The following is a 22,732-nucleotide window of genomic DNA, read 5'->3' as shown; positions in this document are numbered from 1 at the left end:
TTCGGAACAAAGAAACAAAAATCTGAATCGTTATCTAGGATAAATTAGAGTATTATTTTAGATTTAAACTCTTTCGTAGTCGCCTTTCCAGTGCTGAATCGCTTTTTTAATTTCCTTTCCCGAAAGATTTTCATGCAACGTTCTTTGCGTAAGCGCTGGAAATTCATCGTCTGGGGCAAACCGCAACGCAAATAGTTGGTCGTCATTTAATTGATGTTCAAATTCTTCCAGTCTTTTTCCTGTAATGGAAAAATAGCGATACCTCAGTTCTAGACGTACGATTCGGTTTTGTAAAGTCAATGCATAATGCTGGCGCAGCATTAAAGCCAGACAAAAAAGCACCACAAAAACAGCGCTGATAAATATCCAGATTAAAGAATCTTCTCTGGTGCAACTAAAATAAATGCTGAAAGCCAGCAATGTCATGATTATTGGATAATAAACAAAATGGTGCGGTGGATAATAGCGAATGTGATTTTTATAGGATTGTGATTTCATCATATTTTTTTTAAAGATAGTAAAAACCGTTAGCTTATGGAATTTTACTTCTTTAGAGGAGAAAAATACTTTTGAGATTGACTAAAAGTGTTTCATTTCCAATATTTAATTTTACTGTGTAATAGAATCGTTGACGAAATACATTTTCATCATTCCTTTATTTTTGACTTCAATCTCGCCTCTGTATTCACAATCAAAGTCATTTTTGATAATCTGATACGTATGTTCAGAAATATTGATTCTTCCTGGCTCCGAATTCGATTCCATACGGGAAGCAATATTTACGGTATCGCCCCAAATGTCATACGAAAATTTCTTGATCCCAACCACTCCGGCTACTAAAGGGCCAGTATTAATACCGATTCTTATTTTAAAATGAGTTTGGTTTTGTGTAATTAATTCTTCGGATATGTCCACAAACCGGGCAATTTCGAGTGCTGCGAGTGTCATTTTATAAGCATGATCTCCAGTTGGAAATGGCAAACCACCTGCGCACATATAAGCATCACCAACGGTTTTTATCTTTTCAAGGTTGTATTTTTCCATAATGGTATCAAATTTCGAGAAATAGTAATCGATGCTTTCCACTAGTTTCTCGGGAGGCAGTTTTTCAGCATAGTTTGTAAATCCTTCAAAATCAGTAAATAAAACCGTCACCGATTCGAATTTTTTAGCTTGTACTTTTCCGTTTTTCTTTAATTCAAGAGCCGTTTCTTCCGGCAAAATATTCAGCAATAGATTATTAGAACGATTTTTTTCTTCTTCAATAATGCTGTTCGTTTTTTTTACAAATTTATAGCGTCGGTAAAATCCGATTGTGATTACCAGAACTAAGAATAAAGAAATTGCTGTTATGTATATGATGTTTTGTTGTCTTTTATCTTTCAATTTCTGGATTTCCGAATCTTTTTCGAGTAAATCGACTTCAGTTTGCTTTTGTGAAACTTCATAATTTGTTCGTATATCTGCCATTTGTTGCATTGATTTTAGGTTGGTTAAGCTGTCCCTATATGCAATATGATTCTTGTAATATGAGAATGATGCCGCCATGTTTCCAGTTTTCTGATACAGTTGTGACAGTTTCAGGTTTGCATTGCTGATTTGTTCTTTAAGTCCATATTTTTGAGCCAAGTTCAGACTTCGTTTAGCATAGCTGAGAGAAGTTTTCCAATCATTTAATGCTAAATAAATGTCGGACATGTAGGTCAGATATTCTGAAATGGCATAATAATCTTTTAGTTCTTCCAGAATTTTTATGGCTTTACTAATATAGGTTTTTGCAAGATTATTGTTGCCGAGTTTTGCATGTATCATTCCAATATTTCCCAGACTATAAGCAGTGCCAATTAAATAATCGGCATTATCGAAAATGATACTTGATTCTTTGAAATATTTTAAAGCTAAATTGTATTTTTTGTTTTTGGAATATTCGTCCCCAGCGTTTAATAATGCGCTGGCTAACGATATAGAATCATCGGTCTTCCTTAATAAATGGATTGATTTGTTATAGTAAATTTCGGCATTATCAGCATTTCCCATAATCGAATATACATCAGCTATAGCCATGTAAGCGACGCCTTCACCAATAATAAATTTAGCTTTTATTGCTGCTTCAACACTTTTGAAAAAAGCATTTAAGGCTTTATCTAAATCGCCTCTAAGCCTATTTTTATTCCCTTTTTGGTAATATCCGCGATGGAGGTACAAATAGTTTTTTTCTAATTGAGAGAGCGCAATAAGTTCATCGGCATATTTTAGTGACAATTCGAGATTATTGACTTCATTAAAAGATAAATTTCTCAGTAATTCTAATTTCTCAGAATTCGCCAGGCTATTTTTATGATAGATCTTCACAAGACTATCAGCCACCTTTTGATTTTGTGCAAAAAAACTTAGGAACTGGAAAAATATAAAAAATACAGAAAATAAGATTTTGACAAAATATTTAAAATCTCTTAAAAGGATCATGGGTTTGCAGCTAATTTTGGATCGATGTGAAATGATTTAGAAGAATTTCCATCGGTATAAACACTAAAATTGATAGTATATTTGTCGAGTTTATGAACCAAATTGGAATCATTTTTAACCTTAGCAGTTGCGTTTCCTGATCTTCCGCCACTGCCGTAAATGGTCGTGACATCAAAGAAATTCAAATCTCGGGATTCCGGTTCGTTAAAAATGCTGTCAATGGCAACGGAATAGCCGTTATCATTTGTCAAACCAACCCATCTGACGTCTTGGTTGAGGTATACGTTAGATAAAAAATCTTTTAAAGTTCCGTTTTGAGATCTTCCTGAATTGTCATCAGATAAGGAACAAGCGTTATCAATATCCTCCTGTGATGGATTGCTCATTGCGTAAAGACTGCTGGCTTGAACAGTCAATGCGATTACTACTTTTTTGCCCATGATTATTATATTTAAAATTTATTAAATAGTAGCTTAAATAGACCATAATAGAATGAGGCAGCGGAAAATAATATATTGATATTTAGCAGTTAAGGGGGCTTATTTTAATATCAAATTTAATATTTTTTTTAAGATCAACATCAGTTTACTATGCATGCATCACTACTGTAATTATCCGTTTTTATATAATTATGAAATGGAAATCCGACAGGAATAAAATAGTGACCGAAACTATTTTAGAAAGATCAAAATAGAAAATTAAGAATACATGTACAAAAAGACAAATCAAATAAATATCTAAGTTATTACTAGTCAGTAAATTGAAGTTTATTTGTTACTTTAGTAGAACCAAGGAATAGTAATTAAAATAAATCGTTATGATTACTGATCAGAATTCAATCAATTGGAAAAAAATATTTTGTTTTAAAAATATTAGTTTAAATTTAGTAGGAGTAGCCTTGATAACCCTTGCCTTAAAAGGTTTTATGATACCTAATAAATTTTTGGATGGTGGAATTATCGGCATTTCAATATTGGTTCATGAAATTACAAAATGGCCTTTTGGAGTTTTGGTATTAATGTTTAATATTCCTTTTTTAGTCATTGGAAACCGAATGTTAGGTAAAACGTTTGCATTGCAAAGTTTGTTGACGTTCTTGTTAATTGCTTTCAGTATGACTTTTTTAGATGTGGATCCCGTGACTTCAGATCCGCTTTTAATTGCATTGTTTGGTGGCTGTCTTATTGGTGTAGGGATGGGTTTGTGTATCCGAAGCGGTTCTACAGCAGATGGAGTAGAAATCCTGGCGTTATTGACTACCAAAAAAATTGGACTTAATGTCTCAGAAGTCATTTTTGCCTTGAATACATTATTATTTCTTGCAGCTGCATGGTCTTTTGGAATTTCTACGGCTTTATATTCTATTGTCACTTATTTTTCAGCTGTAAAATCTTTGGATTACATATCCCATGGTTTAGAGCAATACACTTCGTTGCATATAATTTCTTCTAAAAGCGACTTGATTAAATCATTGATAGTACAGAAATTTGGAAAAGGAATCACCATTATTAAAGGAGAAAGAGGATATTTACCGGATAAATTTGATGTGAAATTAGATTGTGATATTATTGTGACCGTGGTAACCCGACTCGAATTACTCCGAATTAAAGAAGAAATCCGAAAACTGGATCCTAAGGCATTTATGTTTATTCAGTATATCAAAGAGGCCAGTGGCGGAATACTGCGAAGTATGAATTAATATTGATTTGGAACTACATATAATTAATGGTAAATGCAATCACTATTTCAACTTGGAGAAAAATAATAAGAAGTGGGAATTATGCAATAGGTTTAAAATGCAAGCTGGAATAAATTTCATAATTTTATAAAAAATTATAAAATATGATACCAACGAAGGGATACGCAGTACAGGATGCTAAGTCGGATTTAGCTCCATGGAATTTCGAAAGAAGAGAATTAGGACCGCATGATGTGCAATTTGATATTCAGTTTTGCGGAGTTTGTCATAGTGATCTTCATCAAATAAAAGATGATTGGGGAGGAGCAATATACCCGATGGTTCCTGGACATGAAATTGTAGGGAAGGTAGTCAAAATAGGAAGTCACGTAAAGAAATTTAAGGTAGGTGATTTAGCAGGAACAGGTTGTTTGGTCGATTCCTGCAGAACTTGTGAAAATTGTAAAGAGGGTTTAGAGCAGTTTTGTTTAAAAGGAAGAACAGATACCTATAATGCTTTGGGACAAGACGGGGTAACTCCTACTTACGGCGGGTATTCGGATACTATCGTAGTACATGAAGATTTTGTTCTGCATATTTCAGATAAATTACCTTTAGCTGCTGTAGCGCCATTATTATGTGCCGGAATCACTACATATTCACCATTGAGACATTGGAAAGTAGGGAAAGGACACAAATTAGCTGTTTTAGGACTTGGCGGGTTAGGTCATATGGCGGTAAAATTCGGCGTTGCTTTTGGTGCTGAGGTTACCGTCTTGAGTACATCAGCAAATAAAGAAGAAGATGCCAGAAAATTAGGAGCTCATAATTTTATAGTTACCAAAGATGAAAAGCAACTGGCAAGTGTTGCGGGTTCTTTTGACTTTATTTTAGATACGGTTTCTGCTCCGCATGATTTGAATTTGTATTTATCTTTATTAAGAGTAAACGGAGTGCATATTTGTGTTGGAGTACCACCAACACCTTATGAAATCCATGCTTTTAGTCTTATTGGAGGACGAAGAAGTCTTGCAGGTTCATTAATTGGAGGTTTGCCTGAAACTCAAGAAATGTTGGATTACTGTGCGGAACACGGAATTGTTTCAGAAATCGAAATGATTGATATCAAAAATGTGCATGAAGCGTATGACCGAATGACAAAAGGTGACGTTCGTTACCGTTTTGTTATCGATATGGCGACATTGTAATCAAGTAAAAGAGAAAGTAAAGCCCTAAACATCATTTGAACATGCCCCAAAAAGTTAGACACTATTTGGGGCATTTTTATGAAAAAGAAAAGAATTCTTTCGTCGGAATTTAAACTTGAACAAGTTTTAAAATATACAAACAATCATCAATCCTTTGTTTGTATTTCAAAAGAAGAGGGTGTTGATCATTCTTTAATTAGAAGGCAATTGTTTTTTTAGCGTAATAGCAACTTTGTTATGTTTAATATTTTTGGACTTGTTTTATATGTTTACAAGCTTTTTCAAGTACCCTAAGACTACTCGCTACGACTCTCAGATTCGTCCGTAATATTATGTTTCAGTGAAATTTTCATCATTCATTCTGGTTCTTTTTAAAAAGCACTTTACCGGGATATTTCTCAGCATAAGCAAGAATTAAATCCACACTGTATTGGTTGCTTTTGTAAGGTGTGACGTGATCTTTAATTTCAGAAGGATCCGTAAATCCAATATCCGATGCAATATATCCCATCCCATAAAAGTGACCGTTTTCAACCCAAATACAACTGCGTTCTTCAGCAGATCTTCCTTTGTCTATAATGGCAAAGCTGGGTCTGTTTTTTACTAAAAAATCAATAGCGTTTTCGACTTGTTCGTTGTGTAGTTCCACTTCAGGTAAATCGTCCCGTTTCGGTTTTGAGATAAATTCTCCGTGGTCGTCCATTCCGTAATTGCAGAATCGATTATCAATGCCAAATTGTTCGGATAAGCTGCGCAATACATTGATGCCTTTGTATAAACTATTGAAAGTTTCTATACTCGCCTGAAATTTGCCCAGCTTTCCAATGGCCAAATATCGGTAACCGCTGCGGGCTTCATACTCATACAGTCCATATTTGGGGTCAAAACGTTTGAGTGCTCTGTTGTAGGTTGGCCAGAGCTTTTTGATTTCGTTACACTCCAGTAGCAGCGCCATTAATTCGGTGGCACAAACTTCGAAGGAAATACCATGTATGTCTCTCAGAAAGTTTTGCCTTTGAGGCGTGATATTATGGCCACTGAAATGAGAAGCCACCCGTTTTTTTAAATTGATAGCCTTTCCTACGTAAATGACTTTTCTTGTCTGATCGTAAAAATAATACACACCTGCTTTATCTGGTAACTGCTCAAAATCAGCAGGTGGCAGGTTAGGAGGCAAGCGCTGATCTTGAGAAGTTTTTTTTATCATTTTTTCGATTACACCTTCAACATCCCATTCCAGCAAACGAGAAAATAGGATGGCAGTGGCATCTGCATCACCGCCTGCCCGGTGTTGGTTTATCAAAGGGATGTCTAAGGATTGGCAAAGCCTACCTAAACTGTACGAAGCCAGTCCCGACTTAATCTTTCTAGCGGCGCGAACGGTACACAATTTTGGCGCAGTCCATTTGAATCCGCTTGCTTCGAGTTGGTGCCGAACGAACGAATAATCAAAGTTCACATTATGGGCAACAAAAATACGTCCGCTAAGCATTTCTAAAACCTTTTCAGAAATGGCATCAAAAATAGGTGCGTCCCGTACCATTTCATTGTTAATGCCTGTTAGCGAAAAAATGGCAAGCGGTATTTCCTTTTCTGGGTTGACAAGCGTTTCCCAACGGTCGATTATACTAGATCCGTTATGGATAATTATGGCAATTTCTGTAATGCGGCTGCCACTGGCATTGCCGCCTGTGGTTTCTATATCTACTATTGCGTATTCCTGTTTTTTCATCTAATATTTAACGTGAATGATATTGATAATCTTGTGTAAAAGTTCAAAGTGCTCTAGTCTCCAACCGTCAAATAGTCAAACTGACTCTTTTTTTGCACCTACTTCCATTTTATGCCTCGGCAGGTTAATTTCATGTTCTTGTGGGTATGGTGCCCGTTGGGTCATGCTGACATCTTCCCGAATCTGTTGGTGTACTTTATATTGCCTGTCACTGGTGTTGGAATATCTTGGATCGGGGAGGAACGGCATTTTAGCCATTTTGGAAATGGTAATAGTAGGAAAGTGGTAATCCACTTCCACAGTTCCTAATAGCAAATAACAGCCACCGCCTTGGAACGGATATTTTTCCAAACTTTTAGTAAAATGCGCCGTGTCGAAATATTCGCCTTCGATGTCAACCCAAGTTCCAAAATACATGGCACCCATTTTGGTGGGCACGTGCTTTCTGGAAATGAGATAGGCGAGCATCTTTACCGTTTTTTTATGGTGCTTTAATAAATCTTTCGCCAGTACGTCCCCTCGATATTTGGTCTGCAACAAATCGAATGGAGTACAGGAAACCGGAAAACTCAGTAGTTCGATTTCATCAAACGCATCTTCAAAAGGGGATCGTGCAAGTACTGGAAGTTCATAGTCTTTGATAGGTTCCTGAAGGAGCATTAGATTTCTATTTTCGGGTTTGAAGTTGACCAGAATAAGTCTGGCAATCACCAGCAATTGGTTTTTTGTTTTCCCCGTAAAGCGGAATGCTCCAATAAAAATCAAAATCTGTATCCCTTCGATTCCTATCGGAATGCGGTTGATGAAATCTTCCAAAGAGATGAATTCGCCCCGTTCCTGACGTTGTTTAACTATAAAATGCGCTAGTCTACTTTCCAACCCTTCCAGATGCATAAAACCCAAATAGACATCGGTACCATATACCGTAGTTTCATAGTCGCTCTTGTTTACACAGGGATTCTGAATGGTAGCCCCCGACATTTTAGCTTCATGAACATATACTTCGGTACGGTAAAAACCACCTTGGTTGTTGATTACCGCTACCATGAATTCAATAGGGTAGTGGACCTTAAGATAAAGACTTTGGTAACTCTCGACAGCGTAAGAAGCGGAGTGCGCCTTACAAAAGGAATAGCCAGCAAAAGATTCAATTTGTCGGTATATTTCTTCACTCAACTTAAGCGGATGTCCTTTTTGGGCACAGCAGGCAAAGTAATTGTCTTTTACTTTTTGCAATGCTGATTTGGAGCGTCCTTTCCCGCTCATGGCTCGACGAAGAATATCACCATCGGCAGCCGGAAGTCCTGCATAATGCAAAGCAATCTTGATTACATCTTCCTGATAGACCATCACCCCATACGTTTCACCGAGTTGTTCCTTAAAAACGTCATGAAAATATTCGAAACGATCCGGATGGTTGTGCCTGAAAATGTATTCTTTCATCATACCCGATTGAGCGACACCCGGTCGAATAATAGATGAGGCGGCTACGAGAGTCTTATAATTATCACATTTGAGACGGCGCAATAAGCCACGCATGGCCGGGCTTTCGATGTAAAAGCATCCAATGGTTTTTCCGTGGCTTAGAAAATGATTCGCCTTAGCCTCATTTTTTGATATAGCAGTATCTCGGATGTCGACTTTAATCCCCTGATTTTTTTCAATAAGTTTCACACTATCATCGATATGGCCAATCCCACGCTGGCTCAGAATATCAAACTTTTCAAAACCAATATCTTCTGCAATGTGCATGTCAAACAAAACTATTGGAAACCCTTTCGGAGGCATTTCCAGAGGCGTGTAATTGGTAATGGGTTCTTCCGAGATTAATATACCACAGGAATGCATGCTGCGTTGGTTGGGATATTTTTCGAGTAACATGCCATATTCCTGCACTAACTTTACGATTTGATTTTTATCATGTAACGCCATTGGGTTTTTAGCCAAAGCATCTAATTCTTCCTTTGGCAAACCGAAAACTTTACCCACTTCCCGAAATATGGAGCGGTACTTAAATTCCACATTGGTTCCACAGAAAGCAACATGATCGGCACCATAAGTGTCAAAAATGTATCGGAGAATGGTATCGCGTTCTTTCCAAGACCAGTCAATGTCAAAATCGGGGGGACTCTTACGGTTCACATTCAGGAAGCGTTCAAAATACAAATCGAGTTCAATGGGGCAGATGTCCGTGATACCCAGACAGTAACTTACGATACTGTTAGCACCGCTGCCCCGACCGATGTGCAAAAAGCCTTTACTCATGCTGTATTGAATGATGTCCCACGTGATCAAGAAATAGCCGCTGAATTCCAATTGGTCAATCACCTTTAATTCTTTTTCCACTCTTGCTGTTGCTTGCGGATTAGTATCCCCATACTTTTTGAGTAAACCTTCGTGAGCCAACTTCGTCAAAAGGTGCATGTCGCTTTCGCGACTTCCGGAATAGTATTTTTTGTTTTTTGGTGTTTTGAAGTCGAATTCAAAATGACACTGCTCCATCAGTTTTACAGTGTTTTCGATAATTTGGGGATATTCCTCAAATTTAACCAACAAATCCTCCAAAGGAATCAGTATTTCAGACGTCTTGCAATAATCAGCATCAGTAAGTTTGGACAAAATCACATTGGTATCAATAGCTCGAAGAATTTTGTGCAGGTTGAATTCTCTTTTAGTTCGAAAGGTAACAGATTGTAAAATCACCATTTTGCTAAGCCAAGAATTCCATTCGGGAAGAAACAATTTGGGAAGCTGATCGGGAGCAATGCCAATATATTCATGGTCTTTTAATACTGCTGGCTTATTTTCGAAAGGGTAAATAATACAGACGTTATTAAATGAAGGAGCAGTCAATGGCAAGGCAGTGCCCTCAAAATTATGTTGGGTCAGAAAGCGGTTCATTTCGGCGAGCCCATTGGCATTTTTAGCCAAACCAATATACCGCAGTTGATGGTTGCAACGAAATTCGATACCGACGATTGGTTTTATCCCTACCTCATGGCATGCTTTTGTAAAATCATAGATACCGGTAACCGTATTGATGTCCGTTAGTGCCATTGTTTTTACCCCACAAACAACAGCTTGCTGGATAAGATCCATCAGCGGAATGGTGCCGTAGCGCAAGGAATGAAAAGAATGGCAGTTGAGGTACATGGATTATAATTTGCGTTTTAAAATTTCCGATTTGTTGTTTGGTTTGAAAGTGGCTCCGGCACACCGCATTACCGCATCAAAGCCATAGCGTGTTTTCATTTTGTCCATCGCTTGGTATAGCGACAGCATTTCTTCGGTATCTTCAAATAAGTTGATCTGATAGGTTCCACGAACCAACCCACTGAAACGAATTCCGATTAAACGGAGCCGCATGCGACGTTGGTATACTTTATCAAATAAATCAGTAACTGTTTTGGTCAGCGTGTGATCGGCTGAGGTATAGGGGACTTTGCATTGTTTGGTTTCGGTGTCGAAATTGGAATATCTAATTTTGATGACCACAGTGGAAGTCAGCCATTCTTCGGAACGCAACTGAAAAGCCAATTTCTCCACCATTCCGATCAGTATTGATTTCAGTTTTGGAATATCAATGGTATCCTGACTAAAAGTATGTTCCGTTGAAATGGATTTTCGTTCCGTGTAAGGTTCCACCGGATTGTTATCGATGCCATTGGCTTTCTTCCAAATGTCGATACCGTTCTTGCCAATCATTCGCTGTAATACTTCGGCAGGCATTTCAGAGAGGGTTTGAATGGTACGGATTCCAATTCGGGATAACAGTTGAAACGTCACATCACCCACCATGGGTATTTTTTGAATCGAAAGCGGATTTAAGAAAGACCGCACCATATTTTCGGGTATTTCTAAGTTTCCTTTTGGTTTGGCTTCGCCCGTACCAATTTTGGAAACCGTTTTGTTAACCGATAAAGCAAAGCTTATTGGTAGACCAGTTTCTTTAGTAACGGAATGTGCTAGTTCGTGGGTCCATTTGTACCCCCCATAAAATTTATCCATACCGGTAATATCGAGGTAAAATTCATCGATGCTAGCTTTTTCTACAATTGGTGCTTTTTCTTGTATGACTTCGGTTACGTCATGCGATAATTTAGAATACAATTCCATATCGCCTTTCATCACTTTAGCTTGCGGGCAGAGGCGGAGTGCCATTTTTATAGGCATGGCGGAACGCACTCCGAAAGTTCGGGCTTCATAAGAACAAGAAGCCACGACACCACGATCTCCGCCACCAATAATCAAAGGAATTCCCTCCAGTTTTGAATTCCCCAGTCTTTCACAGGAAACAAAAAAAGTATCTAAATCCATGTGTACAATTGCTCTTTCCATCTTCTTTTCTTTTTTATACGTTACAAAATTAGTACAGATACTAACAAATTTTATTATATTTGTTGTTACAAATTATAACAAAATACCTATGTCTTTATTTTCCGACAACATCAGGAACCTTAGGGTGCAACATAAAATTTCGCAAGAAAAGCTGGCTGAATCCTTAGGGATAACCAGGGGCAGGTACGTCAAATATGAAGATGGCACTTCGGAAGCACCGTATGAAATATTAAAGAAAATTGCACATTATTACCATATCAGTATAGACCTGTTGCTATCTGTGGATGTGCGAAAAATTCCGGTAGATGATTTGTTACAATTGGAAAATAACAGATTGGTGTTACCAATTACTGTAGATAATAAGGGAGAAAATTTTATAGAAGTTGTCACACAGAAAGTAAAAGCCGGGTATTTGAATGGGTATGCCGATCCGGAATATATAGAAAATCTGCAACAGATTTCATTGCCGTTTTTGGGACCAGGAAAGCACAGGGGATTTCCGGTGGAAGGAGATTCTATGCCACCGCATGAGGATGGCAGTATCATCGTAGGGAAGTACATTGAAAAGTTAGGAGATGTCAAGGATGGCAAGACTTACATACTGATAACCAAAAGTGAAGGTATGGTCTATAAGCGCTTGAATAAAAACAAAAAAAATGTACTGTTTGTGGAATCAGACAACAGTTTTTACCCAGTTTATGAAGTTAAGGTTTCTGACATTCTAGAAATTTGGGAATATGTCTGTAACATTGGATTGACAGATGAAAAACAGCAAGTACCGGAAACTGTAAGTATGACTGATATGTTTTTAGAGTTAAAAAGAGAAATTAGTGATTTAAAATTAGGTATGACTAAATATACCATCCAATAAGCAAATTTATTCTGCAAGTAACAAAATACACTTTATGAACTGGACAGCTAAATTGATGAAGCATAGAAACGAAAGTAGAATCGCAGTTTACTTTGATAGAAATGCTGATTTAATCGAACGTATCAAACAAATAGAAGGAGCGAGGTGGAGCCAGCAAAATACAGTATGGCACATTCCTGATACAATTGAAAACAGAGCACGCTTTAAATTAGAACCTTTGGCAAATTCGATGCCATCGGCGGAAGGGATAGTACAAATTGAAAAGTTCAAGCAATGGCTTCGTTCAAAGCGTTACAGCGAAAGCACTATAAACACCTACAGTGAAGCTTTGAAATCCTTCCTAGTTTTCTATCGAGAAAAACCAGTTTCTGCTATCAATAATGAGGATGTAATTATTTTTAATAACGACTTTATATTGAAGAGGAAGCTTTCAGCTTCGTATCAGAACCAAACTGTCAATGCGATAAAGCTGTTTTTTATGACAGTTAGAGGTACCAAAATGGACATCGATACAATTCATCGACCTAAAAGAGCCAAGCTATTACCCAATGTATTGAGCAAAGAAGAAATAAAATTAATCTTGGATGCCCATAGTAATATCAAACATAAAATGATGCTTTCACTGATTTATAGTTGTGGCTTGCGTTGTGGTGAATTATTGGCACTGAAGCCCATTCATATTGACTCATTAAGGAATATTGTACTGCTTAAAAATGCTAAAGGACAAAAAGATAGAATTGTACCTCTAAGTCCTAAAATATTAAATATGCTAAGAGAGTACTACTCAATATATAAACCAAAAAAATATTTGTTCGAAGGCCAAGTAGCTGGAATTCCTTATGATAGCCGGAGTTTACAACAAGTACTCAAACAAGCATTACATAAAGCCCATCTTACAAAACCAGCTACATTGCATTGGTTGAGACATAGTTACGCCACTCATTTACTAGAGAGCGGAACCGATCTGCGTTATATACAAGAATTATTGGGACATAATAGTAGTAAAACTACAGAAATTTATACTCATGTAAGTACGAAAAGTATTCAGCAAATAAAAAGTCCATTTGATAATTTGTAAGATAATAATTAAAATGTATATTTGAAAGTAATACGCTACTCAGTAGCGCCTATCTACCCCAAATAAGGTGTATATGCGCTACTTTGTAGCGCATATATACAAGTTATGGGCAAGTTAACAACGGAAATAACGAAGAACTATGAATAAATGCTTCTACATTTTATTGATTGTAGTTTTGCTAGTAAGTTGCGGAAAAGACGTTGAAATTTTTAAGCCGACAACAAAGCTCGAAAATATATTGAAAAATAAAAAGCTTGCTAAAGAGTATTATGAATTTAGGGAAGAAAATATTTATTTGACACTCAGAATTGACACGGTAAAAAGTTTTAAAAGGTTTGTGGCTGAAACATCCATTAAAGAATTAATTTCCTTAACAGAATGTGAACGACCTGTTGTCCGTTGTTTTGCTTTCAGAGCCTTAATTGAAAAAGATTATCCTGAGATTAGAAATATATTATTTAGACATAGGTATGACGAAGAAAATGTGGAAGAATTTCAAGGTCATTGTATCAGAATGAATTTTCCCGTAAAAACTTATATGCTAAATAAACTTCGACCATTTGCCAGTTACAAAAACAAAGAATACTTAGAATTGGAAAAAGAATTTATGGACAACTAAATGCATAAATAACCTGCCCATAACACACGCTACAAGCAATTTGGGTATAAGGCTTAATTTGCAATTGGTTTTGTCTTTGGAAGATTTGGCAAATCCGAAAATAGGGTTTAATTTAGTCCCAAACTGCTTGTAGCGCGGGAACGTTAGCTGTAATGGCACCGCAGAAAAACCAACATATGAAGATTAATTTATTACAACTAAAGGAAAAACTTAAAACTCTATCTGGCGACGATTTTGACTTTGAAGTAGCTGACTATTTGTTGACAATCAAATTTGACGAAAAGACTCTTAATCAAATGCAGAAGCGAGTTGTATCGACTAACATTCTTGATAATGAAGTTTTCAATGGCGGTTTTGACCAATTTTACTTGAATAACGAAGATGAATATATTGACGACGCAATTGATGGATTACGTGAATTTGGGGCAACCGAATTTCTTGAACTTGCGATTAAATCAAAAGAAATTTACTTAAGAGACAAAGAGCTTTATGCACATGACCGAAATCCTGATTTTGATCCTCTCGACGACAGATTTTATGAATTGGATCATTATGGTGAATTAAGGATTAACTATGTTAAAGCGCATCTAGACGAAATAATAAAGTGAATACAGAACTGACTGCACAATAGCCACTACAGCTAACACACGCTACAACGGATTTGGGCAATTGGCTTAATGGAAAGTTGGTTTTGTATTTGGGATGATTTGCTTCGCCTGTTCGCTATCGCTCGGGTGGCAAATCCGAAAATAGGGCTTAATTTAGTCCCAAACCCGCTGTAGCGCGAGAACGTCAGGCTGTGAAAAAACCTCTTTTTTGCGTTAAAATCTTCAATTTCTCCTTTTCTACAATCCAAAAGAAAGCCTTTTAAGAAAGGTCTTTTTTAGGCTGCTAATTTTAAACTGAAAAAAAAGAACTCTAAATTCAGCTTTAAATAACTCGTTTTTAGCAAAAACAAGACTTTTCCCTTGTAGGGTGAGTTCCATTTTTTGAGTTTAGTAATCAAATCGGGAACGCCTAGGATATTGACACTGCGTTTGATGTTATACACCAGCATAATCAAGCTATGTTCTCCGTTCACTTTTTCTAATCCCGTTAAGTTGGTATGGTTATAGCCCCATTGTCGTTTGATGGTGCCAAAAATATGTTCGTTGATTTCCTGTCGTTTGCGGTAGAGCTGTGGGTTCTCATGGTAGCGCTTGTTGTTTTCTTCTACGGCATCGGCATATTGGCTTCGGTCGATTTCTCTGCCTGCAGCTCTACTAGTACATAAATGTTTTACAGGGCATTCTTTACATTTTGGGGTTCGGTATTTTTTAAAATTATAACTATCTCTATCTGTAGTTTTCTTGTGCCAACTGCCCGTAGTTTTTAGCGTTTCGCCTTGTGGGCAGGTATAGGTATCGTTGTCTTGATTGTATTGAAATTGGGCTACCAAATAATCCTTGGTCGTACCGTTTTCGTTACTTTTCCCTTGTTCTGGCTGGGCTACAATGGTAGTGATGTTGGCTTGTTTGCAAATTTCTATTTGTTTGCCATTATGGTAACCTTTGTCCACCAATGCGGTATAGGTTTCTATACCTAGATTCTCTTTGGCTTCTATGGCAATAGCTGACAAAGCACTGCGATCATTCTTATTGATGGTGTGCGTGGCTACCACCAGATTGTGTTTGGCATCGACTGCTGCTTGAAGATTGAATGAGATTTCAACTACTTGTCCTTGCACTAATAAGGCTCTGGCATCGCTATCGGTAGTACTTATTTGAGGCTCGCCACTTGCTTTTAGTTTTTCTTCCATTAGCTCATAACGCAATTTGTTCCCTTTCAATCGGTCTAACTTTTGTTGGATATTTTGGATTTTAGCGGGGTTATCTTTGGCGTCATTTTCTTCCAAAGCATTTAAGTATTCTTGGGTTTTTACTTCAATATAATCCACATGTTTGTCGATTTTCTTTTGGTTGAAATTAGCTTTCTTACTATTGTGAGCTCGGCTTTTGGTGCCATCAATAGCTATGGTTTCACCGCCTATTAAGTCAGCATCTTTCAAGAACGAAACAAATAGTTTGAATAATTTTTTCAAAGATATAGGATTGTCTTTTCTAAAATCTGAGATGCTGTGGTAATTGGGACGAATGTCTTCTAAAAGCCATTGCATTTCCATGTTTCTCAAACATTCCTTTTCTAGATCACGACCACTTCTGACCCCGTTGAGATAACCGTATAAATACATCTTTAGAAATACCTTACTATTGAAACTCGGGCGACCTTCGGTCTTGAGCGTTTTTAAAGCAAAATCGAGTTTAGAGAGGTCAATATATTCCACAAAGGCATCTATAAATCGCACCTGATTATCGGGACTTATAGTGTCTTCTAAACTTGAAAAACGCATTTGCTGACGGGAAATACCTGTGATGTGTTGCATTCTTAAAAATACGAAAAATCTTCTTTTTATACTAGTATTTTGTTATATTTGATGATAATACAACGGAGGTTTTTTCACAGACTGACGTTACCTGCCATATTAATAAACCAAGTGCTAACAATGAACGAATCAGAAAACGTTTTTCTCTATAAACGACGATATTTATCACTGAAAGAGTTGATGGATTATAATAATGAAAGATTGAAACTTAAATTATTATTGCTATTCTACAAAAATCGTTTTTTGACTAAACACCTACATTTATTTGATCGTTTTTCTTTGAAAAAAAATAAATTTTTTGAATCTTATTCATTAGTTAGAGAATTATCTGACGATTTATCGCAATCTTATAAAGAAATTACATTATCGCAATTAAATTATTTTGAAGCTTTAGAAATCGACGATTTTGACAAATGTCGAAAAACTATAATTTCTAAGTTTTCTAAAGCTCGACTATTTACAAGCTCACGAAATCAAAAAGAGTTAAAGGAAAAATTAGCTGAAGTAAAGAGAAAATTTGATAGCATTTCTTGGGGCACGCTATTTTATATTGATTTTGAGAAAAAGAGAGATAAAAATAACGATTTGATTTCTTCGGTTGATGTAGATTATATAAAAACCAATGAATCGTATTTTATTATTAAAATTAAAATTTCACCTTCAGAAAAGTTTGAAAAAAAATTCAAACAAATAATCGAAAACAAGGACTATTCACTTTCAAAACATCATTACCATTCGTATTTAGAAATATTAAAATTGAAACGGTTTTATTCATACGAGTCAATGGGCATTAGTAGTAAAACTCTAAATATTGATAATTTACTTAGCGACTTAAATCAACAAGTAAAAAAGAATATAACAAAATATTTTAAAGGCTATTTTTACGATAGTAAAATCAGTCCATCGCTTCCATCTATAGAATATTATGAAGTTGGCGATATATCTAAATTTCATTTAGACAATTCTTTGAAGAGAAATTTTAATTCTAGTTTTAATGGTTATTATTCGAATGAAGACAATCAAATCGAAGTATATTTTTCAAATTCAAAAAACCGTTCAACAAGGTTCCAAGTTGTAAAACAAAAAGGACATGGAAGTAAAGAGCAAAAAGGGAAAGATGATACTGATTACGATAGAATTGAAACACATTATTTATTAAACAGTTTATCTTTTCCTTGTGTGTTTAAAGGTATTTTGATAGAACTTTTTGAAAAATTGAATAATTTAAAACGTGATGTGTACGATTTTGGAAACGATACAAAAAACATGAATATTTTTAAAAGTCTGTTTTTCTTTAAATATAATAATTCCTACCTAAAACTAAAACAAACTCTTGTGCATATCTTAATAATGACAAAGCGCTTTGAGAATGAATTTACAAAGAACAGTTTAGTAATATATACGGAAGAATTTGAACTTGAAAAAATTAATTCACTTAATAACAGGACACGAAAAGAAAAAACTAATTTCCTTTTTGATACCGTTGAAGAATTTAGTGAAAGTATAAAAGTTTTAAATGAAAAAACGAAAGAAATTAATGAGGTATTTAAATCAATTGAAGAGCTTAATTCATATCGGACAAGTTACCTTCTCCAAATTATTTCTCTATTTATAGGTATACTTGCTTTTATATTTGCCTTCGACAAAGTAAAAGATTATTGCTTAGATTTATTTAACTTTCTTGTTAATTAGTCAATACAGCAGGTAACAGGCGTTTGGCAAGATTGCGAATTTGTAGTAAATTCACGTTTACATTTCGCAAGAAATTTTATCTTTAACAGAAAATAATCGGTTCCGAAGTTCGCAACCTCGCCAAGCGCCGGGACGTTAGCGGCAAGCATCCAACACAAAACTTATATGAAGAAAATTATCACATCAGCATTAGTATTATTATCAATTTCTATTTACTCTCAAAATAGATATGAATTGATTGACGAAGGAAAAGATAAAGAATTCCTTTCAGACACAATTTCAAAAATGGCGACTAGAGGATTAGTTACTGACAAACCAATTGTAGTGGTTGATGGAAAACCATTTCGTTATCAAGATTTGGAGGCAAAAAAATTAGAGTTATCCAAAAAAGAAATAGCGAAGATAATTCCAATAGACAAACAGAAAGGAATTAATATATTTGGTGAGTTTGGAGAAGCAGGCGTTGTAATTATTACGACAAATAGACCAAAAAAATAAAGCACCAGGTGCTAACAGGGAAAGCATCCGCGAAACCCCAAAAAGATTAAACAATGTGCGAAAAACTAAAACGGCGGGACGTTAGCAGAGATTTTGCCATCGAGACGGACACTAAATAATTCTAAACTATGAAAATTTATTTCGACGAAGCTGGTAATTCCGGACAGAATTTGCTAGATCCTAATCAACCTGTTTTTGTAATTGCTTCTCATAATTTTTCAGAAGAGGAAGTTCGAAAAATCATAAAACCTATTGAAAGTTCTGGCGAAGAACTACATTTTAATAAAATTAAAAAATTTAAAAAGCAACAAGAACAAGTTATTAAAAGTCTAAATCACAGATTAATAACCTCGAAACGTGTAAAAATCGTTTATTATGATAAAAGATTTGCTTTAATTGCTCATTTAGTTGAACAATTAATTGAAACTTCATTTTATCATCGTGGGATTGACTTGTATAAAAAAGGGTTGAATATATCTTACGCTAATTCAATATATTATTTAGGGGAAAATATTTGGAATAAAGACTTAAATGAAAAGTTTCTCGAAAATTTTCAAAAAATGATAAGAGAAAAATCAAAGGAATCAATAGAAACCTTTTATTTATCCGCAAATTTACTTCACAACTCTGTAAAAGGATATGAAAAAGAAATTCTAGAACCCTTCTTGGTAAGTGAACTTTACATAAATTCTATTTTAGAGTCAATTAGAAAATATTCAATCGATTTAACACTGCCTTCTCTAACATTACTTTCCGATTCCTGGTTCAAAGAAATAGGCAAAACATTTGAAATTATTCACGATGATTCAAAACAAGTTGAATTTTGGAAAAATTTTATTTCTTACTTGTCAAAGGGAAATGAAAAAGTCGAAGTTGGATATGACTATCGGAAAATGACATATCCACTTGAAATCAATTCTGTTAATCTAGCATCTTCTAAAAAAATTATTCAAATTCAGTTAGCCGACATAATTGCAAGTTCATTAGCCTATTGTGTAAAAAAAATTCATATCGAAAAAGAACTGGAAAATGAATTTGCTAAAAATATTCTTAATAGTAGTATTGGACGAATTAAAGCTCATCCAATTATGCCTTCAAGTAAGTTAACTCCGAAACAATTAAAAACACAAAATGATAAAGGAATAAATCCATTAGATTATTTAGCATTTAAAGCTTTACAAAGTGGTGAAGAATTTGACCAAGCATTTGGGTAAAAAAACCTCTGCTAACACACGCTACAAGCAATTTGGGGATTAGGCTTAATGGAAAAATTGGTTTGTATTTGGAAGATTTGGCAAATCCGAAAATAGGGGTTAATTTAGTCCCAAACTGCTTGTAGCGCGGGAACGTTATATGCTATAATAAACAAAACCAATGACATCTATCTTAATCATAATAATCGTCTCTTTAATACTTGTAATTCTTTCGCAAAAAAGCAAAATAGATGATTTATCCCCGAAAAACGAGATAAGTAATTTACACTTAGACGAAAAATTTAAAACAATCTATATTAAATATGAGAGATTTGACCCAACCTCTGATGAAATTAGAGATGTCAAAAAGCAAATAGCAGATAAAGGTTATTGGTCTGTACTCCATGAATGGAAACTCATGACATCTACTGAATGCCGAATTGAACTTCAAATTAAAGACGGCAAAGAAATGTTTTTGACAACTGTAAAATGTGAACATGAAATCACGTTTCCTGCTGCTAATATTGAAAGAGCTATTCTTTTTAAAAAAATTTATGAAAGTCTACAATTTGAACTATACTATAGTCTTGGTTGGTCTTCATGGAAAAATAAAGATCATTTATGATTAAAATTACAGCACATAACACACGCTACAAGCAATTTGGGCAATAGGTATAATTTGAAGTTGGTTTTGTATTTGGAAGATTTGGCAAATCCGAAAATAGGGCTTAATTTAGTCCCAAACCGCTTGTAGCGCGGGGACGTTGTATGCCATATAACCAAACAATATGAAAACAAAAACATTTTGGACAATACTGATAAAGATTTTGGGAATATCAATATTATTTTCAAGCTTAACTGTTATTCCACAATTCTTCTCAACTCTTTACGCAACATTCAAGGATGGAAATAATAACCATCTAGAAATATCATTCTTTTTAATTTTTAGCTTACTAATATATTTATTGATCCTACGATTATTTGTCTTTAAACCTGAATGGATAATTGAAAAACTGAAACTTGAAAAAAACATTGAGGAAAAGATTGATTTGAATATCAAAGCTTCAACAATTCTTAATATTTCAATCGCCGTGATTGGAGGATTAATGTTGGCTGGCAGTATACCAATGTTATGTGAAACTCTTTTCGAATTTTTCAGACAAAAATCATTATTTATAGATTTTGAAAATTCAAAATGGATTGTTGCTTATTTTCTAAAATCATTAATTGGTTATTTACTTTTCACAAATAGTAAAGCAGTAACAAAATTTATTTTTAAACAAGCAGACGAAACACATTAAACATAAACGGCATACAACAGCTAGTAAGCAATAGTCGGGAATCAGGCTTAATGGGAAAATGGTTTTGTATTTGGGGAATTAGTGATAATCCGAAAATAATTACTTTATTTAGCCCGACCATCGCCTACTAGCAAGACGTTGTACGAAAAAAAATGCAGTGGAAATATTGATCGAAAATATTTCTAAAAATTATTAATGCAATATAAACAGCAAAAAATGAAAGTATTTTATGAATTAAATAAAAAGAAAGTTTTGTCAACATACTATCTTTTATTCGGATTATTAACATTAATATTTATTACTCTAATAATACTTGAATATGTTAATAATGAAAATCTAATATCTTTAAAATGGTTTATAATTATAACGTTACTAGTTATTGTATTGCCTATCATTTTCATAGGAGAACATTTTTATATTTGGTATAGAAAAAACAATGACAAAAATAATTTAATCTTAATTCGTCCGTATAATGAACTAAATAAACTAGGATTTGAAAATGAAACAATTTTAAAAAATTTAAAAGGCTATAAATATTATATTCAATATGCATCAATTAATGGTATTCAAGTTCTTTTTGATGTTAATAAGCCATATGTTGCTGAATTCATAATACTTTGTGACACAAGAAAATTAAACACACGGCAATTTTTAGAAAAAAATAGCGAATTTAAAAAAGAAAAGTATATTCTGGATTTAGGTAGGTTAAAAATAGAAATCAATCACAAAAAAGAAAAAGTTTCTATTCAAGAAATTACTGAAATACTTAACGAGATGACAACTATAGTAAAAATAAATAATTTTCCTCTACTGAACATAACCGAAGACGGTGAATATTAATTTTCTTCGTACAACAGCAGTTACACGAGATTTGGGTTTTAGTCATCAACTGAAACTTGGTTTTGTGTTTGAAAGTTCAGTCTTTAACCGAAAAATAAGGCATACTTTTCCCAAACCTCGTGTAGCTGCGAAACGTTAGCTGCAAGTGGCGTGCGATTCTAAGAAACAGAAGTTGAAATTCAAACATCAGAAATAAAATGACAGAAAAAGTGACAATTGAATTGACAAAAGACGAAGCATTGGTTCTCTTCGATTTTCTCGGAAGATTTAATCAGAAGGCTAATGAAAGTGATTTTGAAGACCAAGCTGAGCAAATAACTTTGTGGAATGTTGAATGCGTATTGGAAACCATTTTGGTAGAACCTTTTATGCCGAATTATGAAGATATTTTAAAACATTCGCGAGAGAAAATACGCGATGGAAAATAATTTGATTGAAAATATTGCGGACAATCCAAGTTTGCGTCTCCAGCAGCAGCTAACAGCCGTTTCTCGCAATTGCGAATTTTGTGGTAAGTTCACGTTCGCGTTTTGCAAGAAGTTTTATCTTTAACAGAAAATATAAAGTTCCGAACTTCGCAACTGCGTGAAGCGGCGGAACGTTATGTGTAATGCCACAGAAAACCGAAAAATGAGAAATATAAAATCAATTTTAGCTTTTATCTTAGCTCTGACTTTTGCTAATATTTATGCGCATAAAGTCCGAATTGAAAAACCACAATCATTCAAATTTACTTTTGAAAATAAGGAAGTAGTAAAGTTGAATGCATCAGACTCAAAATTAAAGATGTTTTGTA

Annotated in this window: 20 protein-coding genes; 13 read left to right on the top strand and 7 right to left on the bottom strand. The window is 34.8% G+C overall.

Going from position 1 to position 22,732, the window contains the following annotated elements; genetic code table 11:
* Positions 1–63 precede the first annotated feature (63 nt).
* The 3 genes from IWX80_RS15610 to IWX80_RS15600 all read right to left on the bottom strand — a co-directional run bounded on the left by IWX80_RS15610 (position 64) and on the right by IWX80_RS15600 (position 2,906).
* Positions 64–498, bottom strand: coding sequence for a DUF6526 family protein (locus tag IWX80_RS15610; RefSeq protein ID WP_196854397.1), 435 nt, complete (start codon positions 496–498; stop codon positions 64–66).
* Positions 499–609: 111 nt separating this feature from the next.
* A complete protein-coding gene (locus IWX80_RS15605; RefSeq protein WP_334682377.1) occupies positions 610–2,367 on the bottom strand; it encodes an adenylate/guanylate cyclase domain-containing protein in 1,758 nt (585 codons plus the stop codon).
* A gap of 95 nt (positions 2,368–2,462) precedes the next feature.
* Positions 2,463–2,906, bottom strand: a complete 444-nt coding sequence (locus tag IWX80_RS15600; RefSeq protein WP_196854257.1) for a hypothetical protein — start codon at positions 2,904–2,906, stop codon at positions 2,463–2,465.
* Positions 2,907–3,283: 377 nt separating this feature from the next.
* Here IWX80_RS15600 and IWX80_RS15595 point away from each other — a divergent pair, with 377 nt between their 5' ends.
* Both IWX80_RS15595 and IWX80_RS15590 read left to right on the top strand, forming a co-directional pair.
* Complete coding sequence (locus tag IWX80_RS15595; RefSeq protein WP_196854256.1) at positions 3,284–4,165, top strand: YitT family protein; 882 nt, start codon at positions 3,284–3,286, stop codon at positions 4,163–4,165.
* A gap of 143 nt (positions 4,166–4,308) precedes the next feature.
* Complete coding sequence (locus IWX80_RS15590) at positions 4,309–5,352, top strand: NAD(P)-dependent alcohol dehydrogenase (RefSeq protein ID WP_196854255.1); 1,044 nt, start codon at positions 4,309–4,311, stop codon at positions 5,350–5,352.
* A 352-nt stretch (positions 5,353–5,704) separates the two neighbouring features.
* On the opposite strand, the gene IWX80_RS15585 is transcribed toward IWX80_RS15590, so the two are convergent.
* The 3 genes from IWX80_RS15585 to dinB form a co-directional block, all read right to left on the bottom strand.
* Positions 5,705–7,084 (bottom strand): exonuclease domain-containing protein, encoded by a 1,380-nt coding sequence (locus IWX80_RS15585; protein ID WP_196854254.1) that lies wholly within the window; start codon positions 7,082–7,084, stop codon positions 5,705–5,707.
* Between the two features lie 75 nt (positions 7,085–7,159).
* A complete protein-coding gene (locus IWX80_RS15580) occupies positions 7,160–10,237 on the bottom strand; it encodes a DNA polymerase III subunit alpha (RefSeq protein WP_196854253.1) in 3,078 nt (1,025 codons plus the stop codon).
* A gap of 3 nt (positions 10,238–10,240) precedes the next feature.
* Complete coding sequence (gene dinB / locus IWX80_RS15575) at positions 10,241–11,422, bottom strand: DNA polymerase IV (protein ID WP_196854252.1); 1,182 nt, start codon at positions 11,420–11,422, stop codon at positions 10,241–10,243.
* An 88-nt stretch (positions 11,423–11,510) separates the two neighbouring features.
* Between dinB and IWX80_RS15570 the strand changes: the two genes are divergently transcribed.
* From IWX80_RS15570 to IWX80_RS15555, 4 genes are all read left to right on the top strand, one after another.
* Positions 11,511–12,293: an XRE family transcriptional regulator gene (locus tag IWX80_RS15570; protein WP_196854251.1), complete on the top strand. Its 783-nt coding sequence runs from the start codon at positions 11,511–11,513 to the stop codon at positions 12,291–12,293.
* 34 nt (positions 12,294–12,327) lie between these two features.
* Positions 12,328–13,371 (top strand): tyrosine-type recombinase/integrase, encoded by a 1,044-nt coding sequence (locus IWX80_RS15565; RefSeq protein ID WP_196854250.1) that lies wholly within the window; start codon positions 12,328–12,330, stop codon positions 13,369–13,371.
* A 163-nt stretch (positions 13,372–13,534) separates the two neighbouring features.
* Positions 13,535–13,990, top strand: coding sequence for a hypothetical protein (locus tag IWX80_RS15560; RefSeq protein WP_196854249.1), 456 nt, complete (start codon positions 13,535–13,537; stop codon positions 13,988–13,990).
* A gap of 176 nt (positions 13,991–14,166) precedes the next feature.
* Positions 14,167–14,598, top strand: a complete 432-nt coding sequence (locus IWX80_RS15555) for a DMP19 family protein (RefSeq protein ID WP_196854248.1) — start codon at positions 14,167–14,169, stop codon at positions 14,596–14,598.
* 275 nt (positions 14,599–14,873) lie between these two features.
* Here IWX80_RS15555 and IWX80_RS15550 read toward each other — a convergent pair whose 3' ends face one another.
* A complete protein-coding gene (locus tag IWX80_RS15550) occupies positions 14,874–16,412 on the bottom strand; it encodes an IS1182 family transposase (protein ID WP_334682376.1) in 1,539 nt (512 codons plus the stop codon).
* 120 nt (positions 16,413–16,532) lie between these two features.
* Between IWX80_RS15550 and IWX80_RS15545 the strand changes: the two genes are divergently transcribed.
* From IWX80_RS15545 to IWX80_RS15515, 7 genes are all read left to right on the top strand, one after another.
* Positions 16,533–18,104, top strand: coding sequence for a hypothetical protein (locus tag IWX80_RS15545; RefSeq protein ID WP_196854247.1), 1,572 nt, complete (start codon positions 16,533–16,535; stop codon positions 18,102–18,104).
* Between the two features lie 165 nt (positions 18,105–18,269).
* Positions 18,270–18,602, top strand: a complete 333-nt coding sequence (locus IWX80_RS15540; protein WP_196854246.1) for a hypothetical protein — start codon at positions 18,270–18,272, stop codon at positions 18,600–18,602.
* A gap of 128 nt (positions 18,603–18,730) precedes the next feature.
* Positions 18,731–19,816 (top strand): DUF3800 domain-containing protein, encoded by a 1,086-nt coding sequence (locus tag IWX80_RS15535; RefSeq protein WP_196854245.1) that lies wholly within the window; start codon positions 18,731–18,733, stop codon positions 19,814–19,816.
* Between the two features lie 160 nt (positions 19,817–19,976).
* The gene (locus tag IWX80_RS15530; RefSeq protein ID WP_196854244.1) at positions 19,977–20,420 is read left to right on the top strand and encodes a hypothetical protein; all 444 of its coding nucleotides are present in this window, start codon (positions 19,977–19,979) and stop codon (positions 20,418–20,420) included.
* 163 nt (positions 20,421–20,583) lie between these two features.
* Complete coding sequence (locus tag IWX80_RS15525; RefSeq protein ID WP_196854243.1) at positions 20,584–21,096, top strand: hypothetical protein; 513 nt, start codon at positions 20,584–20,586, stop codon at positions 21,094–21,096.
* Between the two features lie 216 nt (positions 21,097–21,312).
* Positions 21,313–21,936, top strand: a complete 624-nt coding sequence (locus IWX80_RS15520; RefSeq protein WP_196854242.1) for a hypothetical protein — start codon at positions 21,313–21,315, stop codon at positions 21,934–21,936.
* A gap of 197 nt (positions 21,937–22,133) precedes the next feature.
* Complete coding sequence (locus IWX80_RS15515; RefSeq protein WP_196854241.1) at positions 22,134–22,364, top strand: hypothetical protein; 231 nt, start codon at positions 22,134–22,136, stop codon at positions 22,362–22,364.
* Positions 22,365–22,732 lie beyond the last annotated feature (368 nt).

This window comes from Flavobacterium sp. CAN_S2 (genome assembly GCF_015752255.1).
GTDB lineage: Bacteria > Bacteroidota > Bacteroidia > Flavobacteriales > Flavobacteriaceae > Flavobacterium.
Note: the sequence above shows the minus strand (reverse complement) of the source record. Positions and strands in the feature narration are given on the sequence as shown.

What these genes read in the sequence shown, in the direction of transcription:
- IWX80_RS15610 (WP_196854397.1), bottom strand. Translation starts at nt 498, where the DNA reads ATGAAATCACAATCCTATAAAAATCACATTCGCTATTATCCACCGCAC.
- IWX80_RS15600 (WP_196854257.1), bottom strand. Translation starts at nt 2,906, where the DNA reads ATGGGCAAAAAAGTAGTAATCGCATTGACTGTTCAAGCCAGCAGTCTT.
- IWX80_RS15595 (WP_196854256.1), top strand. Translation starts at nt 3,284, where the DNA reads ATGATTACTGATCAGAATTCAATCAATTGGAAAAAAATATTTTGTTTT.
- IWX80_RS15590 (WP_196854255.1), top strand. Translation starts at nt 4,309, where the DNA reads ATGATACCAACGAAGGGATACGCAGTACAGGATGCTAAGTCGGATTTA.
- IWX80_RS15585 (WP_196854254.1), bottom strand. Translation starts at nt 7,084, where the DNA reads ATGAAAAAACAGGAATACGCAATAGTAGATATAGAAACCACAGGCGGC.
- IWX80_RS15580 (WP_196854253.1), bottom strand. Translation starts at nt 10,237, where the DNA reads ATGTACCTCAACTGCCATTCTTTTCATTCCTTGCGCTACGGCACCATT.
- dinB (WP_196854252.1), bottom strand. Translation starts at nt 11,422, where the DNA reads ATGGAAAGAGCAATTGTACACATGGATTTAGATACTTTTTTTGTTTCC.
- IWX80_RS15570 (WP_196854251.1), top strand. Translation starts at nt 11,511, where the DNA reads ATGTCTTTATTTTCCGACAACATCAGGAACCTTAGGGTGCAACATAAA.
- IWX80_RS15565 (WP_196854250.1), top strand. Translation starts at nt 12,328, where the DNA reads ATGAACTGGACAGCTAAATTGATGAAGCATAGAAACGAAAGTAGAATC.
- IWX80_RS15555 (WP_196854248.1), top strand. Translation starts at nt 14,167, where the DNA reads ATGAAGATTAATTTATTACAACTAAAGGAAAAACTTAAAACTCTATCT.
- IWX80_RS15550 (WP_334682376.1), bottom strand. Translation starts at nt 16,412, where the DNA reads ATGCAACACATCACAGGTATTTCCCGTCAGCAAATGCGTTTTTCAAGT.
- IWX80_RS15545 (WP_196854247.1), top strand. Translation starts at nt 16,533, where the DNA reads ATGAACGAATCAGAAAACGTTTTTCTCTATAAACGACGATATTTATCA.
- IWX80_RS15540 (WP_196854246.1), top strand. Translation starts at nt 18,270, where the DNA reads ATGAAGAAAATTATCACATCAGCATTAGTATTATTATCAATTTCTATT.
- IWX80_RS15535 (WP_196854245.1), top strand. Translation starts at nt 18,731, where the DNA reads ATGAAAATTTATTTCGACGAAGCTGGTAATTCCGGACAGAATTTGCTA.
- IWX80_RS15530 (WP_196854244.1), top strand. Translation starts at nt 19,977, where the DNA reads ATGACATCTATCTTAATCATAATAATCGTCTCTTTAATACTTGTAATT.
- IWX80_RS15525 (WP_196854243.1), top strand. Translation starts at nt 20,584, where the DNA reads ATGAAAACAAAAACATTTTGGACAATACTGATAAAGATTTTGGGAATA.
- IWX80_RS15520 (WP_196854242.1), top strand. Translation starts at nt 21,313, where the DNA reads ATGAAAGTATTTTATGAATTAAATAAAAAGAAAGTTTTGTCAACATAC.
- IWX80_RS15515 (WP_196854241.1), top strand. Translation starts at nt 22,134, where the DNA reads ATGACAGAAAAAGTGACAATTGAATTGACAAAAGACGAAGCATTGGTT.